Origin of the sequence: Synechococcus sp. R55.3 (genome assembly GCF_047461975.1) — a bacterium.
Lineage (GTDB): Bacteria > Cyanobacteriota > Cyanobacteriia > Thermostichales > Thermostichaceae > Thermostichus.
The window spans coordinates 15,091-31,194 of sequence record NZ_JANSIG010000005.1 but is presented as its reverse complement, the minus strand read 5'-3'; the positions used below and the strand labels follow the sequence as shown (position 1 = coordinate 31,194).

General features: G+C 59.7%; 11 protein-coding genes. 8 read left to right on the top strand and 3 right to left on the bottom strand.

The window, feature by feature from the left end:
- Nucleotides 1-128 precede the first annotated feature (128 nt).
- From NW849_RS01525 to NW849_RS01510, 4 genes are all read left to right on the top strand, one after another.
- Nucleotides 129-1,940, top strand: coding sequence for an MBL fold metallo-hydrolase (locus NW849_RS01525; RefSeq protein WP_414355619.1), 1,812 nt, complete (start codon nt 129-131; stop codon nt 1,938-1,940).
- Between the two features lie 54 nt (nt 1,941-1,994).
- Nucleotides 1,995-2,750: an ABC transporter ATP-binding protein gene (locus tag NW849_RS01520; RefSeq protein ID WP_414355618.1), complete on the top strand. Its 756-nt coding sequence runs from the start codon at nt 1,995-1,997 to the stop codon at nt 2,748-2,750.
- Nucleotides 2,751-2,946: 196 nt separating this feature from the next.
- Nucleotides 2,947-3,522 (top strand): TIGR04376 family protein, encoded by a 576-nt coding sequence (locus NW849_RS01515; RefSeq protein ID WP_414355617.1) that lies wholly within the window; start codon nt 2,947-2,949, stop codon nt 3,520-3,522.
- A 191-nt stretch (nt 3,523-3,713) separates the two neighbouring features.
- Entirely contained in the window at nt 3,714-4,010 is a 297-nt protein-coding gene (locus NW849_RS01510) for a PipX family protein (protein WP_011432377.1), read from the top strand.
- Between the two features lie 61 nt (nt 4,011-4,071).
- Here NW849_RS01510 and pheS read toward each other — a convergent pair whose 3' ends face one another.
- Nucleotides 4,072-5,073, bottom strand: a complete 1,002-nt coding sequence (gene pheS, locus NW849_RS01505) for a phenylalanine--tRNA ligase subunit alpha (RefSeq protein WP_011432376.1) — start codon at nt 5,071-5,073, stop codon at nt 4,072-4,074.
- 133 nt (nt 5,074-5,206) lie between these two features.
- Nucleotides 5,207-8,593: a ribonucleoside-triphosphate reductase, adenosylcobalamin-dependent gene (gene nrdJ, locus NW849_RS01500; RefSeq protein ID WP_414355640.1), complete on the bottom strand. Its 3,387-nt coding sequence runs from the start codon at nt 8,591-8,593 to the stop codon at nt 5,207-5,209.
- A 650-nt stretch (nt 8,594-9,243) separates the two neighbouring features.
- On the opposite strand from nrdJ, the gene NW849_RS01495 reads away from it, so the two are divergent.
- The 4 genes from NW849_RS01495 to NW849_RS01480 all read left to right on the top strand — a co-directional run bounded on the left by NW849_RS01495 (nt 9,244) and on the right by NW849_RS01480 (nt 14,720).
- Nucleotides 9,244-10,458, top strand: a complete 1,215-nt coding sequence (locus NW849_RS01495; protein WP_414355616.1) for a site-2 protease family protein — start codon at nt 9,244-9,246, stop codon at nt 10,456-10,458.
- A gap of 170 nt (nt 10,459-10,628) precedes the next feature.
- Nucleotides 10,629-11,933 (top strand): M16 family metallopeptidase, encoded by a 1,305-nt coding sequence (locus NW849_RS01490; RefSeq protein WP_414355615.1) that lies wholly within the window; start codon nt 10,629-10,631, stop codon nt 11,931-11,933.
- A 60-nt stretch (nt 11,934-11,993) separates the two neighbouring features.
- Complete coding sequence (locus tag NW849_RS01485; RefSeq protein ID WP_414355614.1) at nt 11,994-13,304, top strand: M16 family metallopeptidase; 1,311 nt, start codon at nt 11,994-11,996, stop codon at nt 13,302-13,304.
- 309 nt (nt 13,305-13,613) lie between these two features.
- A complete protein-coding gene (locus NW849_RS01480) occupies nt 13,614-14,720 on the top strand; it encodes an o-succinylbenzoate synthase (protein ID WP_414355613.1) in 1,107 nt (368 codons plus the stop codon).
- Here the strand turns inward: NW849_RS01480 and prfB are convergent.
- Nucleotides 14,717-15,845, bottom strand: a protein-coding gene (gene prfB / locus NW849_RS01475; protein ID WP_414355612.1) for a peptide chain release factor 2 whose coding sequence is annotated in 2 segments (ribosomal slippage) — nt 14,717-15,772 and nt 15,774-15,845 — 1,128 coding nt in all. Because the reading frame shifts where the segments join, the coding sequence is not laid out codon by codon here. The two genes, NW849_RS01480 and prfB, sit on opposite strands and share 4 nt — an antisense overlap.
- Nucleotides 15,846-16,104: the final 259 nt, after the last annotated feature.

Here is a 16,104-nt window from a genome sequence, read left to right as displayed (position 1 = left end):
ACGCCGAGTTGATTTGCTAGAAAAGAGAGTGCGTTAGTAAGCGCTGGGGGGAGTCCCTGTCTGAGTTCCCAACCGTTTTTTCAGGCTTTAAGTGGTCTTGTAGGCTTGTAGGTAAAAACGACGCAACTGTGGAGTCAGAGAGACCGCCCCTGCGACTGCTACCCCTGGGTACGGATCCCCGTCAACAGGGCTGTGCCTATTGGGTGGAGATCGGATGCCACCGCTTGCTTCTCGATTGTGGGTTGCCCGCTCCTGCTCTCTTTAAGGCTCTGCCAGGGATCCCGGATGCGGTGATCTGCAGCCATGCCCATTTCGACCATGTGCAGGGGCTGCCTGCCTTTCATCGCCGTTATCCTCAGGTACCTCTCTACGCCACGCCGGTGACCGCCCATTTGGCCGCTGGTCTGTGGGAGCGCGGTATTTGGCCGGGCTACGACCGGGACATTCGCTTTCCCCCCTTTCGGGCGCTGCCTTTGGGCCGGGCGCGAGAGATTTTGCCCCATCTGATGCTCACTTTCTTTGCGGCTGGGCATCTGCCAGGGGCGGCGGCGACCCTGCTGCAAAATGCCCAAACCTCTCCGGCCCAAACCTGTGTGTACACGGGCGACTGTTCGCTGGCCTCAACTCGCTTTGCCCCCGGCTTGGATCTCGCCGCTTTGCGTCACTGGCAGCCGGATGTGCTGCTTATGGAAGCCTCGCTGGGATCCACCCGTCATCCGGCCCGTCGTCACCTGGAAAATCGCCTGGTGGAGCGGTTGCTCAGCGCCCTGGAAGCGGGGCAAACGGTGCTGTTTCCCCTGCCGGTGCTGGGGTTGGGGCAGGAGCTGATCTTTCTCCTCAAAGCCCACCATCGCTTTACCCAGTCTCCCCAAGCGCTGTCTGCGAAAGCGTCGCGCGGCGATAAGGTGTGGGTGGCGCCAGGGTTGGCGGCAGGCTGCGATCTCTATGAGCGTTTGCTTCCCTACCTGCCGGAGGCGGTGCGCAATTTCGCCACCTATCAGCCTTTGTTCTGGGAAGACCGCCTACACCCCCAGGTGCAGCCCCTTACCGAGGCGGATCCTCTGCCCCAAGGCTTGCTGCTGTGCGATGCCGATGCTGGGCCTGAGGCTTGGGATCCCATCTGGTCGAGATTGCTGGCCCAACCGCAGCGCTCCTGTCTGCTGGTGCGGCTGCCAGAGGTGGAACTGGCTACCCCGTTTGAGCGTTGGCCGGCGCCGCTGCGCTCCCGCATTGCCGTTGAATGGATAACCTGGCACAGCCACAACGATGTCGGGCATCTCACCCAGATCATCCACACCTTTCGCCCCCAGCATTTGGTCTTGGTTCACGCCGACCCCAAGCAGGCTCAGGATCTGGCGGATCTGCCGGAGCTGTGCAATCGCTACCATGTCCACTGCCCTCAGCCTGGGCATTGGCTGGAGTTGCCCGATGGGCACCTACAAACCCCAGTTAGGCTCGCGGAGCTGAAGGCCGGTTCCCCCGCCGAGATCAGGGATCCCCCTTTGCGCTATGAGGGGGAGGTGGAAGAAGTTTGGCAGGAGCAGGGGTCGCCGCGGACTTTGGCGGGGGTACAGGTGCGTCTGCCGCCCCAGATCACCCAGGATCCCCGTTGGCCGGCCTGGGCCGATACCGGCTTAGTGGAAGCCCGCTGGCAGGGATCCGAACTGGTGCTGCGCGGCCTTTCTCCACGGGAGCTGATCCGCCCGGCAGAGGCTGCCCCTTCTCCAGCAGGGATCGTGCCGCGTCCAAAACAGCCTTCTGTATCCAGTCATCACGGTGGCAAAAAGTGCCAAAATTGTCGCTTTGCCCGCCAGATCTTGACTTCCCAAGCCCAAGCCTTTCGCTGCGATCAGGAACGCTCTCCCCTCTACCGCCTCAGGGTGGATCCCCAGGGGAGCTGCCCCTACCATCAGCCGCAGGAGATCCGCTCTTCCGGTTAGCCGTCAAGCCAGGGAAGCCCAAAGGCTAGAATGGGGCAAGTCGCGGTGCCAACCATGCTTGAGCAAGATTCCTGGGCAAATCATCGCCGTGGGCCGGTCGGATCCCTGGAGCGCCCAGCCGAGGCCTTGGCTGCGGCCAGCCCGCCCGTAGTGCAGATGGTTGGGGTGAACAAAGTCTATCCACTGCCGGAGGGCAGTTTTCAGGCCCTCTACGATATCGACTTGGCGATCCAGCCGGGAGAGTATTGCGCCATTATGGGGCCCTCTGGATCCGGCAAATCCACCCTGATGAACCTCATCGGCTGCTTGGAGCGGCCCAGCTCAGGGCGCTACTGGCTGGATGGGGTGGAAGTTTCCACCCTGACCGATCGCGATTTGGCCCACATTCGCAACCAAAAAATCGGCTTTGTCTTCCAGCAGTTCCATCTCCTGCCCGTCCTGACAGCGCTGGAGAACGTCATGCTGCCCTTGGCCTATGCTGGGATCCCGGAGCCGGAGCAACGCCGGCGGGCCAAGCAAGCCCTAGAACAAGTGGGCTTGGGGAGCAAACTGCAGCAGCGTCCGGCCCAACTCTCCGGCGGCCAGCAGCAGCGGGTGGCGATTGCTCGTGCCATTGTCAACCGACCGCACCTGTTGCTGGCTGATGAGCCGACTGGGGCTTTGGACAGCCATACCGGCCAGGAAGTGCTGAACCTTTTTGCCGAGCTCCACCGCCAGGGCATCACCCTGGTCGTGGTCACCCATGACCTTAAAGTAGCCCAGGCCGCCCAGCGCATTATCCGGGTTGGAGATGGCCGTTTGCTGGATTGAGAGGGATCCGCCTGGGGGCAGTTGGGTTCAGGAGAGTTCCCAGTTGCGGTGAACTGGCGTGCCGGATGGATCCCTGGCCTCACTTTGGGTGAAGGTCGAAGGGAATGTCTTAAACGGGCATGGGATAACCCTATCTAGGATGGCCCAGCTTGGGCTACTCTAAACGCAACTGAGGGCTTGGGAAGAGGATCCGTCCATGAAACTGATCGAAGATATCATCCGGTTTTTGGAAACCCGCCTGGAAGAATTTCTCAGGGCCCACCCTGAGATCGAGCTGCAAGCCCTCGATGAGCAGTTGCGCCAGCAGGAATCCGATACCCTGCGGCTGTTGCAGGAAAGCCGCGCCCAAGAGGAAGCTCTCCAAAAAAGCATTCTCAACTTGGCTGAGGAGATTAAAACCTGGCACTTTCGCATTGAGAAGGCGCAGCGGGCCAATCGTCCCGATCTGGCCGAAGGAGCGCGACGCCGGGAGGCTGAGCTGTTGGAGAGGGGCAGCCAGCTATGGGGTCAAATGAAAGCCCAAAAGGAGAAAATCCAACAAATGGAAGCCCTGCTGCCGCAGATTCGCCAGCGCCGCCAAGAAGTGAAGGCTAAGCTGCAGGAGGTAAGAGCCGCGCAAGCCAAAGGCATCGACAACCCGGACCGGAATTTCAGCCCTTGGGGAAAACCTTTCGAGGCTTGGGATGAATTGGAAGAGCAATTTCGTCAGCTAGAGGTGGAAAACGAATTGAATGACACGAAGAGGAAGGTGCGGGAACAGCAGCGGCGGTAACAGCCTGACCCAAAATCTTGTTAGTTTGCTAATGTTGAATCCAGTCGCAACAGCCAAAATCGAGCTGGGCGGAACTTGTGATTTAAGCCCTTGGTCTCAAGAGCCATAGCCACATCATTTCCAGAACTTTCTCTGGCACCGACCGGGAAGAAAAGTCTCTCCTCTCCCCCAAGAGTGATACGCTATTGGGCATGAATGAGTTGTATCTGAATCACCCCACATTTGGTCTGCTCTACAGCCTGTGTCAGGTCGACGAAAATCAGGCTCTCTTCACCACTCTCTACGCCCAAAGGCTCTTTTTTCGGGTTTACTTCAGGCCGCCGGATAACAGCGGGGATCCTGCTGCCATGGAGGAGTTGGTCTTCGATCCGATTAGCCGTAATGAGGCTCGCCAGCTCATCGAAGAGCAAATGCGCCTGCTGCGCCGTGCTGCCCGCCAAGATGAGCTAGAACAATTGCAGTTGATCTACAAGCAAACCTTTTCCTGACAGAGGTTTTTTCGAAGGTCTGGCACGGCTGAGGGTGAGGGTTTCGTCCCCCAATAGCCACCTAAAACTGAGACAGAAAGCGCAGGTCGCTGGTATAAAACAGGCGGATATCCTGAATGCCGTGGAGGAGCATGGCCATCCGCTCAATGCCGATCCCTGCCGCAAATCCGGTGTAGCGCTCCGGGTCGTAGCCCACCGCTTGAAATACATTGGGATCCACCATGCCGCAGCCGAAGATTTCCAGCCATTTCGAGCCAAAGCGCACGTCCATCTCAGCAGAAGGCTCGGTAAAGGGAAAATAGCTGGGCCGAAAGCGGGTTTCTCGCTTGCCCAATAGGCGGGTGATGAAAGTGTTGAGGGTGCCCTTCAGGTCGGAAAAGGTGAGGTTCTCGCCCACCGCCAAAATTTCCATCTGGTGAAACACAGCGGAGTGGGTGGCATCCACGGTATCGCGGCGCATCACCCGACCGGCATGCACAATGCGCAGCGGCGGCTGGTGTTGCTCCATGTAGCGCACCTGCACCGAGGAGGTTTGGGTACGCATCAGGTAGCCATTGGCCAGGTAGAGGGTATCCTGCATATCCCGCGCCGGATGGTCGGCAGGGGTGTTGAGGGCCTCGAAGTTGTAGTACTCCGTCTCGAGCTCAGGCCCATGCACCACGGTGTAGCCCATTCCCACAAAGATATCGAGCATGCGGTCGATGGTGGCCTGCAGCGGATGGATCCGCCCCAGAGGCCGACGGGGCCCGGGCATAGTGACATCCAGGCGCTCTGCTTCTAGGCGGGCCAGCAGTTGAGCTTCACCAAGGGCCTGTTTGCGCTGCTCCAGACTGGATTGGAGGGCCTCTTTAAAGGTGTTGGCCAAAGCGCCAATGGCAGGCCGTTCTTCTGGGGGCAGCTTCCCCATTCCCCCCAAGATTTTGGAGAGCTTACCTTTCTTGCCCAGGTAGTCGATGCGGATCTGTTCCAGAGCCTCCAGACCGTCAGCTTGTTCCACTTGGGCGAGGGCCTCGCTTTGCAGGGTGAGAAGCTGTTGGCGAAGCGTGTCTTTTTCGTCTTGCATGGGGCCGATTCCAAGGGCAGAAGGGATCCCTGGGGTTGTGAGGAGTCCCTACAAAGGTATCACAGGAGGGAGCTCGGTCGCGCCTTTGCATCCGATGGGGTTGGTCGGCAGCAGGGGGAACCCTTTTGGGGAACTAGCTCTGAGGCGCCGAATCTGGCAACAGACACCCCAGAGCGTCACACCCTGCCGGTCCCTCTGCTGTCAGGGTCAGGTTGCGGTCGTAGCGGGCCAGGGCCGCGAAGAAGTTATCTGTCCGCCGTCTCTTTTTGACCTCGGCCACCAGTCGTTCGTAGGTGGGCTTGTCGATTTTCTCAAAAGGCAGGCGGGGGAAGGGGGCATCGAAGCGGGCCAGCAGCGCTGCGCTGATGTAGCCCTCGTCGTCGCGGATGGCTTCGTAGATACGGGATCCCAGAGCTTCCACCTCGTCCTCCCGCAGCTCGATGGTGGCGGAGGTGTTGTGGGTGGTGTAGTACTTCTGAACCTGCATATAGAAGTCAAACTGGGCCAGGGCCGAGAATTGCTCGATCTCGATCTGGCCAGCACCGGGCAGGTTGGCCCATTCTACTTCCACAGGCAGTTCCACCAGCCATTCGGTACAGCGGGGATCAAAGGGGTCGTTGAGCAAGTTCCCGTTTTCATCTTTGTCCGCCTGAGCAGGTACCACCGAGTAGCCATAGTCCAGACAGGCCAGCGCCACCGGGTCATTTTTGGCAAAGGTGATGCGGCGGATGTAGCGTTGGGCTTTGGGCGGGTGCCAGCCGGGAGAGGCGTTGGTGAGCAGCGACTTGGTGCCGGCGGGCTGAACCGTGGTGCAGCGGTTGGGGCGGCGCAGGCTGTGGCGGTCGCAGTAGTCCCAGACCACGCGGTGGACGATCTCCTTCCAGCGGCTGAGGTATTCCCGCTCCTGCTGCTTGAATTCCTTCCCGATGGGGGTATCGGGTCTCCCTTCCTGCCACCAGCGCAGCCATTCAACCCCAAAGGCTTTGACGCAAAAGTCGAACAGGCCTGTGAACGAGACGCCGACGATGGGATCCCATTCCCGCGAGCGCTGGAAGCGGGGTTCCACAAAGCGGTGGTGGAGTAGGGCTGCCACCGTGAGAGCTCCCGCTGTAAAGGCGTCTTCCTGCTCCTGCCGGTTGTGGGGATCCAAACGGTTGAGGTGGATCTCGGCCAAGTTGCAATGGAATGTGTGGCCAATAATCTCGCCACAGTTGTGGACAACAAACCCATTGGCATCAAAGCACGCTGGGCCGGGGACAGTACAGTCATACACCGGCTCTACCCCGTCTGCCTCAAGGGCAGCAACCGTCACAGCAAACCGCTCTCGGTTGAGCTGGCGCTTGTAGCCATTCAGCAGTGCCTCTAGCTTTTGGGCTTTGTGCGGTTCCCGAAAGCCGACCCATTCCTGGAACAGATGCAAGTTGTCGTTGGCAATAACCAATTCGTGCTGGGCTTTGCAAGCGTATGGTGCAGGTTGGCGAGCACTGTTCGGCAGCAGGCGATATCCAGCAGGACGGCGATTCTCATACAAAACTGCAATGATGCCCAGCCGCGCCAGCATGCGCTGAACCGCTTTGAGGGTACCCAGATGGCTTTGAGAGAGCCGCACGCTAACCCCTTTCTCCTGATTACCTTGCACGCTGCCATCCGCATCAAAGAGCCCGCACAAGAAGCCTCGATGAAACTGGAAGCTGGTGGCTTCGAGCGCCTCTGTCATCTGCTTTTGTCCGGGCCTCATGCCGAACTGGGCCGCCAGTTTTGCCAACCCCCTGGAGCCGATAACCCGCAACCCAAGCTGCGCATAGTGATATGCCTCTGGCTGGCGGGGCTCGTAACCCACTGCCGTTTGCAAAAGCTGAATCGCATACTGGCTCATTTCGGCTTGGGTATCTTGCCAATAGCGTAATAAAGCCGTGTCGTTCCACGGGGTTGCCGTAAGGCTACCGTCACCCAGCAAATTCCCCAAAAGCCAGCCTTCTTCCCAGGTACCCGCCCCATCCCACGGGGTGAGATCGCGATGGTTGTGCAGCAGGATGCGGTCGCCCGGTTGTAGGCTTTCTGCCGGTACCCACTCGGTGTATTGTGCCTTTTGGGTTTGAGCGGTGACTTTGAGAACCCGATGGTTGCCTGTCAGCCGCAGAGAGAACCCTTCCTTGGTCAAAAGCTTCAGCACAGGCTTGGTACCGGAGTAGAAGAACCCCTCCGGTGTGGTACTGAATAGTTCTCCATTGATATAGGTGCTGTGCTGCTTCCCAATCAGGTCTCTCACCTGGCGCGGCCCATCGCCCGTGTGCACCCAGGTATCGGCTGTCACGCAGGGATTCAGCCCATAGCGCCACAGGCGATCCTGAAGTTCCTCTTCCCCTAGGGAGGGATCCCGTCCCTTTAGCCATTCTCGGGCCGTTCCTGCCTCATAGGCTTTGAGAAAGTCGGGTTTTAGGTCGGGTGGGATAAGGTCGCAATTGGCCCGTGCTACGGCTTCCCCGGCCCACTGGATGGCCCCCTCGCCTGAGTAAAACTGCTTCCGCACGGCCTCAACACATTCTTCCCGCGTCGGCTTGCGGTGAAACACCCGCGTGTGGTTGGCCATGCGCAGGGCATCTCGCTCGGGATCAATTCTCCAGTTGCCGTTTTCGTCCTGCTGCCAGAGGTTGTCTTTGGCGGTGGATCCCAGCTGGTCGTCGGCAGCAAACTGACGAATGCCAGCGCTACGACGAATGTTTCCCGCCACCACCACCACCGCCGCCTCGTCGATGAGCAAACAGCACTCCACCGAGTTCAGTTGCCGACCTACCGCCCTGTTGAGGATGGCGGCACAGCGCTCGTACAAGCCGGGCAGCTTAATGGGGTTGGCTACGCCCCCAAACCCTTTCAGCCGCTCCCCAGCCGGGCGGACATCGCTCAAGTCCACTGTCACTTCCACCTGGCCCCCAAAGCTGGGATCCGAGGCCAGCTCCAGCAGCGCTTGGTAGGACTCCACCCAGCCGCGGCGGCTGTCCCCCACCTGGATGTGCACCTGGGATCCCTGCCGTTGGATGCGGGTGTGCTCCTGCCGCTCTTCGGGAGGGGTGGTGCCGATGGATCCCTTGACGTGAACCTGAAGGCGGTTGAGGATGGGAGGCAAGCGGTTGATGAATTGGGGTTCCAGCACCGCTCCCGTGCCGCAGCCCATCATGGCCAGATCCATCATCAGGCCAAAGGCCCGCCAGTCCACCACCGCCAAACTGGTGCAGTTGTAGGCACCGGAGAAGTTTTCCGGCTTCTGGATCCAGTCGGTGCCCATCACCCACAAGGCTCGACCGGAGATCAACGCCTTCAACTGCCGCTGCAGACGTTCTACCAGCTCCCGCTCCTGAGGGGTGAAGCGCCCTAGCCGGGCGATGTCGGCCAAGGTGCGATCGCAAACCTCGCTCCAAGTCTCGCGGCTGCCATCTGGGCGGCGACGGCTGTAGGTGCGGTAGAACACCGGGCTGGCCGCCGGGGCTGTGGCCGGAAACTCGCCTGGAGGCGCGGCTCCCATCGTCTGGGCGGGATCAAGTCCCTGCACTTCTTCGCTCTGTTCGCCTGAGTGGGACGAAGTCCACACCATAGCCACACCCCTCCTGCAAAGCTCCCCTGCTAAAGCTCGGTCGTTCCAACTTTTGAGTGCTGGTTGGCCCCGCCGACCCAATGTCCAACCACGTTATCACAATCTTCGGGGGTCTGGTGTTGTAGGTAGTGTTGTGCTCCGAGGAGATCCTCAAGATCCTCTAGGGATAGGGCAGGGCCCGCTGTCTGCCGGGGGGAAGCCTCAAGGAAACGGAGGGCCCGGCAGAGGGGCTACACTGGAGGAGAGGGATCCCAAGTTGAGGGGCTGCTTGCCGTCTTCAATGGAACCTACCTGGGCAGTTGGGGGCTTTGGGTAGCCCTAGAGCCGGTTGCCTAACCGCGGGCCTCTGGGCGGGCCTCTGGGCTGGTTTACAAGGCAGCCCTGCAAGCGCTCCGTGCCGCTGAGCCAACGCCGGTTACCAGCGCCCTCAAAGCCGTTTCTGGTGTCTGCCTATCCATAACATACGCAAACATACGCAACTGGAACTGGTAGTTTAGATGGGCGCTTTCTCCCCAGGCATAAGTACCGGAGCATCCGCGCCGTAGAGTCTCGGTGAGAGCTGTGTAAGGAGTTGTATCGTCATGACCAGTCGCCTGCGCATCGGTAGCTTGTGGGGGATCCCCTTTTTCATCGACTACACCTGGTTCCCGGCGGCCCTCCTGCTGGTGCTCTCCTACGGGGTGTTGACGGCGATGGGGTTGTTTCTTTCTCTGCTGGCCCATGAGTTGGCCCACAGCTTGGTGGCCCGCGCCTATGGGGTACGGGTTAACTCGATAACCCTATTTATTTTTGGGGGTATGGCGGCGATTGAGCGGGAAGTTCCCCGCCCCCTTGGGGCTTTTTGCGTGGCGGTGGCAGGCCCTCTCCTCAGCTTGGGTCTGTTTGTGCTCTTCAGCATGGCCCGGGCTTGGGCTGTGCCGGAGTCGATGCTGGCCTCAACCCTCACCAGCTTGGCTGCCATCAACCTGACGATTGCCCTGTTTAACCTGCTGCCGGGCCTGCCTCTGGATGGGGGGCAAATGCTCAAGGCGGCCATCTGGGGTTGGACAGGGGATCGGCAAAAGGGTATGCTGTGGGCGGCCCGAGCCGGCCAGGGGGTGGGCTGGGGTTTGGTGGGGCTAGGTCTGCTGGTGGTATTTTGGGGGAGCCTCAACGGCCTCTGGGTGGGGTTGATCGGCCTGTTTATTTTGAACACCGCCCGCCGCTACAGCCAGTACGCGCAACTGCAGCAGGTGCTGGCCCGCCTGAAAGCTGCAGATGTGATGACCCGCCAGTTTCGGGTTTTGGACGCGAACATGAGCCTGCGGGAGTTTGTGGATCGCTATCTGGTGCCTTCTTCTCTCAGGCCGGAAGCTCCAACTCAGCCAGCGGAGGTTTATTTTGCCGAGGAAGATGGCCGTTATCGCGGGTTGGTCAGGCCAGAATTGCTCAACGACATCGAGCGCAGCCAGTGGGATCGCCTCACCCTGAAAGCCATTCTCAAGCCGATGGAGCAACTGCAGGGGGTACGAGAAGAGACCCCCATTCCCCAGGTGATTCAGATGATGCGCCAGGCAGAACCCCGCCGCATTTTGGTTTTCACGCCCACCGGCGCCATTGCCGGCTTGATCGATCGCGGGGATGTGGTGGCCATGGCTGCCCGGCAGTTGGGGGTCGTGCTGCCCCAAGAGGTGGTGCAGCGGGTGCGCGATAGCGAAGGATGGCCCCCTGGATTTCAGGTGGAGGACAATCTGGCAAGCGAGGGATCCCCCAGTCTGGCTTGGCAGGGATCCCCGGATCTGCGCAATGAGCCTTAGGGGGATGTCTGGACAGGGAGCAGCCCAAGGTACCTAGGTTCTCCCTCTACCACAAAAGGGGTTGGGATCTGCAAGGTGGGGAGAGAAGGCCGAGAAAAGTAGTCTCAGATACTATTTCCCGGAGCCCCTCTCCATCTACAATTAAGACTGTTCTCCATCAATTAAGAATTTTGAACCGCTTTCCTCGTCTCTTGCCCGCCTACACCCACCGACTGAGCAACGGGTTAGGCGTTATCCTTCATCCCATCCCCATTGCCGATTCTGTAACCGTTGATGTCTGGGTACGGACAGGTGGACGCCATGAGCCGCCGGAGTGGCTGGGCCTATCCCATTTTTTGGAACACATGGTGTTTAAGGGTAGCGAGCGGCTGGCCCCTGGTGAGCTGGATTGGGCCGTGGAAGGACGGGGCGGAGTTACCAATGCTGCCACCGGCCAAGACTACACCCATTACTACATTACGGTGGCTGCTGCTGACCTAGCGGATACCTTGCCCTACTTGGCAGAGGTGGTTTTGCGGGCCGGGATCCCGGATCCAGAGTTTGAGCGGGAGCGGCAGGTGGTTCTGGAGGAAATTCGCCGCGCCGCCGACAACCCTGATTACACGGCCTATCAGCTTTTGATGCAGACCGCCTATGGGGAGCATCCCTATGGACGACCGGTGTTGGGCACACCGGAAAGCTTGATGCAACTGACCCCTGAGGTGATGCGCGCTTACCACCGCGCTTGGTATCGGCCTGAATCCATGACGGTGGTGGTGACGGGTGGCATCGATCCCGAGCGGGCGTTGGCCTTGGTGGAGGAGCAGTTTGGCAGCTCTGCTGCTGGGCCAGCACCGGCCAGCCCCCCCATCCCGCCCCAGCCTCGTCCCCAAGGGATCCTGCGCCGGGAGAGCGACCATGCCCGCTTGGAGCAAGCCCGTCTGAAATTGGCCTGGCCTACCGTTGGCATTGACGATTGGCAACAAGCCTGTGGCCTGGAGATGTTGGCTTCTCTGCTGGGAGATGGCCGTACTTCGCGGCTGGTGCATCTGCTGCGGGAACAGCGGGGCTGGGTGAGGGCCATTGGCTGTTCTTCGCTGGTGTTGAAGGAGGGGGGACTGTTTTGTATCGGCGCTCAGCTGGAGCCGGAGGATGTGGCGCGGGTGGAGGCGACGATTCTGCACGAGATCGAAAAGCTGCAGCAGGATGGCATCGGCCAAGCGGAGTTGGATCGCACCCGGCGTATGCTCACCCATGAGTTCCTGTTCTCCGCCGAGTCTCCCAGTCAATTGGCGGGCATCTATGGCTACTACGAGACGCTGGGCGGGGTGCAACGCATTCAAGAGTACCTGGAGCTGTTGCAATCTTTTACCCCGGCTCAGATCCGGGAATTGGCCCAGCAGTACTTGTCTCCGGAGGCTTATGTGGTCACCGTTCTCAAGCCGACTGCCCTCGATCCAGCAATGGCCTCGGAGCTGCAACTGGCCTGTCGGTGAGCGCCGCCTTGGCGCTCCGGACTCTTGATTTTCGGATTTTGGACGGGATCCCTTGCCTGCATGAACTCTGCTCTGCTTGCCACCCAACGTGGCCGTTTACAGCGCGTCCTTTTGGCCAATGGCATCACGCTGTTGCTGGGCCAGAACCCAACGGTGGAGATCTTGGCTGCCCACTGTTTTTTCCGCGGTGGTAGCCGGGCAGAGCGGCCGCAACAGGCGGGGGTGAGCCACTTGATGGCGGCTGTCCTCACCAAAGGTACGCATCGGCGCAACTCCCAGGCCATTGCTGCTGCGGTGGAATCGCTGGGAGCCTCGCTATCGGTGGACAGTTCTGCCGACTATTTCGAGGTGAGCCTGCGCTGTGTGGCTGCCGATTTCCCGGAGCTGCTGGATTTGCTTGCGGAGACGCTGCGGGATCCCAGTTTTCCTGAAGAGGAGGTGGCGCGAGAGCAGGGGTTGATACTGCAAGCCATTCGCGCCCAGCAGGAACGGCCTTTCAGCCTGGCTTTCGATCAGGTGCGACAGGCCCTCTATGGGGATCATCCCTACGCCCTGCCGGGGTTGGGACGGCTGGAGACGGTGGGATCCCTGACCCGCGAGGATTTGGTGGCCTATCACGCGGCCTACTGTCGTCCCAATGGAATGGTGATGGTGGTGATCGGCCCAGAGCCGCCGGAGCAGATGGCTGCCCAGGTGGAAGCGGCTTTGGGAGACTGGGTTGTTCCCGGCCCCTCTCCAGAGGATCGGGATGTTCCCCTGCCCCCTCTGAGGGATCCCCAACTGCTGAGGTTGCCCCAGCCCACTCAGCAGACGACGATCTTGATCGGGTTTCGCGGATCCCCTGCTGCTTCTGCGGATTATCCGGCCCTGAAGTTGCTGGCCACCTACTTGGGGAGCGGTCTGTCCAGCCGTCTGTTCGTGGAACTGCGGGAGCGCTGTGGCCTGGCCTATGAGGTCTCGGCTTTTTTTGCCACCCGTCGGGATCCCGCCCCTTTTGGGGTTTACATGGGCACTGCGGCAGAGAATACTCAGGTGGCCCTGGAGCGCCTACAAGCAGAAATCCACCGTCTGCAGGCCAATCCCCTCGATCCGGCGGAGGTGGAAATAGCGCAGCGCAAACTTCTGGGCCAATACGCCCTCAGCAAACAAACCAATGCCCAGGTGGCCCAACTGGTGGGCTGGTACGAGATTTTGGGCTTGGGCATGGAGTTTGACCGGCAGTATTTGCAGAGGGTCAGGCAACTCACCCCAGAGCAGCTCCACCAAGCTGCAAAGACCTACCTGACCAACTCGGCCATTGCTCTGGTGGGGCCGGAAGCTGCCTTGGCAGAAGTTGAGCCGGTGTTTTATGGTCGTTTCGATTCAAACTAGGACACTGCACCCACACCTAAAACGTTGGTTGCGTCGTCGCGTCAGCGTTGCGGAGCAATAATGCATAATGCATTGTGCCAGAAGGCTTTTTTCAGTAGCCCAGGTGTCTCACCCTGACCTGAAGTGACCAGAACTTTGGATTGAGGTCATTATTATAAATAAATACTATTATAATATTATTATGAGCCATTATGAGTCAATCTCAGGGTGTTAAAGAAAGCGACGGGGATCGTTTTTGATCTGAAGAGCAGACCTCTGAGAAAGCCGGAGTTTTTCCCTTCTTTATCTATCTATCCTGCTTGGTTTTTTGTGGTTGGTAGGCACAGTAGATCACCCGCAGGGGATACCCAGAAAGAGGAGTCTGCACCGCTCAGGCGGCTGGAAGAGCGGTTTTCCTTTGCGTTTTGCTCCTATCGGCGTCCCTTTCGGCAGCCCCTGCGCACCCACCACGGCCTGTGGTCTATCCGGGAAGGGATCCTGATCCGGCTTACGGATCGGGAGACAGGCTGTCAAGGATATGGGGAAATTGCTCCCATCCCTTGGTTTGGCAGCGAAACCCTGGAGCAGGCTCTGGAGTTTTGTCGGCAGTTGCCCCCTCTTTTGTCGGAGGCGCATATTTTGGGGATCCCAGAAGCACTGCCAACCTGCCGGTTTGGGTTTGAATGCGCTTGGCTGGCCTGTCGGGATCCCGATGGGTTGAATAGGGATCTCTCTTTGCTCTCTTTCTGTGAACTTTTGGGGGAGACCATCCCGTCGGGAGCCTACAAGGACTCCGTCCCGCTGACGCGAGCGGTGTACAAGCTCAAGGTAGGGAGGGATCCCATGCAGCAGGAGTTGAAGAAGCTGGAGCAATGGCTGGAGCGGTTGCCGCCGGGATCCCGTCTGCGTTTGGATGCCAATGGGGGACTAGGGCTTGCGGAGGCCCACCGGTGGCTGGCCGTTTGTGATCGGCTTAACCAGGACTCGCCGGGCAAGATCGAGTTTTTGGAGCAGCCTCTGCCGCCGAATCAGCACTCCCATCTGGTGGAGCTCAGCCGCCAGTACCAGACCCCCATTGCTTTGGATGAATCGGTGGCCTGTTTGGAACAGTTGCAAGCCGTCCATCGCTCAGGATGGACAGGGATCCTGGTGGTGAAGCCATCTTTGGTGGGCTCCTGCATCGCGCTGCGGGAGTATCTCAGCCGACATCCCGGCCTGGATCTGGTTTTTTCTTCTGCGCTGGAGACTGCCATCGGCGCTTGGCATGGACTGGCCTGGGCGGGATCCCTGCAGGAGAAGACGGCTTGCCCCAGAGCTGTGGGGTGGGGGGTAGGGGGGGTCTTTCCAGAAGGGGATCCCGTTCAGCTCCAAATGGCCTCACCGGAGGAGCGGCTTGCTCTGATGCAGGCAGTGTGGGAGCGCTGGAGCCGACTCTAAACGGCAGCGGCTTGCTTGGCATTTTCCTGCCGCAAGTAGGCTTGAATAAAGTGCATCAGCTCGCTCGGCTCACCGTTCATAAAGGCCTCGACATTGTAGGTTTCGGCGTTGGTGCGGTGATCCTTGATCAACTTGTAAGGATCGAAGGTGTAGGTGCGAATACGCCCCCCAAAGCCCTGAGTCACCATCTCGCCGCGAATCTCGGCCAGCTTTTGTCTGCGTTTTTCTTCTTCCATCTCGATCAGCTTGGCCTTCAAGATCTGGATGGCCCGCTCTTTGTTTTGCAGTTGGGAGCGCTCTTCGGTACAGCGCACAGCAATGCCGGTGGGCTTGTGGATCACCCGCACTGCTGTTTCCACTTTGTTCACGTTTTGGCCACCTGCTCCACCCGAGCGGGAGGTCTCGAACTCCAGATCTTCCATCTTCAGCTCATACTCGCTTTCCTCTTCCAGGATCGGCATCACCTCTACGCCGGCGAAGCTGGTTTGCCGTTTGCCGTTGGCGTTGAAGGGGCTGATGCGCTCCATCCGGTGGTTACCCTTCTCGGCAGAGAGATAACCATAGGCGTAGGGGCCTTCGATCAGCAGGGTGGCGGACTTGATACCGGCTTCGGCACCTTCGGAGTATTCCGAGAGGCTGACCTTGTAGCCCTGGTTTTCGGCCCAGCGGGTGTACATTTTCAGGAGCATTTCCGCCCAGTCCTGGGCGTCGGTTCCCCCTGCGCCGGCGGTGATGGTGAGGATGGCACCGTTTTTGTCGTAGGGGCCGGAGAGCAGTTGCTGTAGCTCCCACTGGCCCAACTCCCGCTCCACCACTGCCAGGGATCCCGCTGTCTCAGCTAAGAGTTCCGGATCGGGCTCTTCTTGGAGCAGCTCAAGGGCGCTGACGGCATCTTCTAGGCGATCCTTCCAGCGATGCACCTGATCCCAGGAGGCTTTGAGGCTGTTGAGCTGCTGCATGTGGCGGCGGGCTGCCTCTACATCATTCCAAAACTGGGGCTGGGAGGCTTCCTGCTCTAGGATGGCGATCTGTTGCTCCAAGTGGGGCAGGTCAAAGATAGTCCTGAGCGTTGCTCAGGCGCAAGGTGAGCGATTCTAGGGTGCGTCTTAGATCGGCAAGTTCCATAGAGAACATCAAACCATCTGCACATCGGATCCCATCCTATCCTGTGGGCCAGCAACTCAATCAAGGGATATAGCCCTTCTGCGGGCTTGCCGGAACACTGTTGCCGTGCAGCGCCGGTGAACCGGGTTCCTAGGAGTCCTTTCGGGGTAGAGCGTTTGGCTGTTGATCCCGCGCAGGCGGCTGGCGAAAGGGCTACGGGATCGACGGGTCGGCTTTGGTCGATTGCGTCAGCGGGACAGAACCCTTTGGCTTCTGCCGG

What these genes read in the sequence shown, in the direction of transcription:
- NW849_RS01520 (WP_414355618.1), top strand. Translation starts at nt 1,995, where the DNA reads ATGCTTGAGCAAGATTCCTGGGCAAATCATCGCCGTGGGCCGGTCGGA.
- NW849_RS01515 (WP_414355617.1), top strand. Translation starts at nt 2,947, where the DNA reads ATGAAACTGATCGAAGATATCATCCGGTTTTTGGAAACCCGCCTGGAA.
- NW849_RS01510 (WP_011432377.1), top strand. Translation starts at nt 3,714, where the DNA reads ATGAATGAGTTGTATCTGAATCACCCCACATTTGGTCTGCTCTACAGC.
- pheS (WP_011432376.1), bottom strand. Translation starts at nt 5,073, where the DNA reads ATGCAAGACGAAAAAGACACGCTTCGCCAACAGCTTCTCACCCTGCAA.
- nrdJ (WP_414355640.1), bottom strand. Translation starts at nt 8,593, where the DNA reads ATGGGAGCCGCGCCTCCAGGCGAGTTTCCGGCCACAGCCCCGGCGGCC.
- NW849_RS01495 (WP_414355616.1), top strand. Translation starts at nt 9,244, where the DNA reads ATGACCAGTCGCCTGCGCATCGGTAGCTTGTGGGGGATCCCCTTTTTC.
- NW849_RS01485 (WP_414355614.1), top strand. Translation starts at nt 11,994, where the DNA reads ATGAACTCTGCTCTGCTTGCCACCCAACGTGGCCGTTTACAGCGCGTC.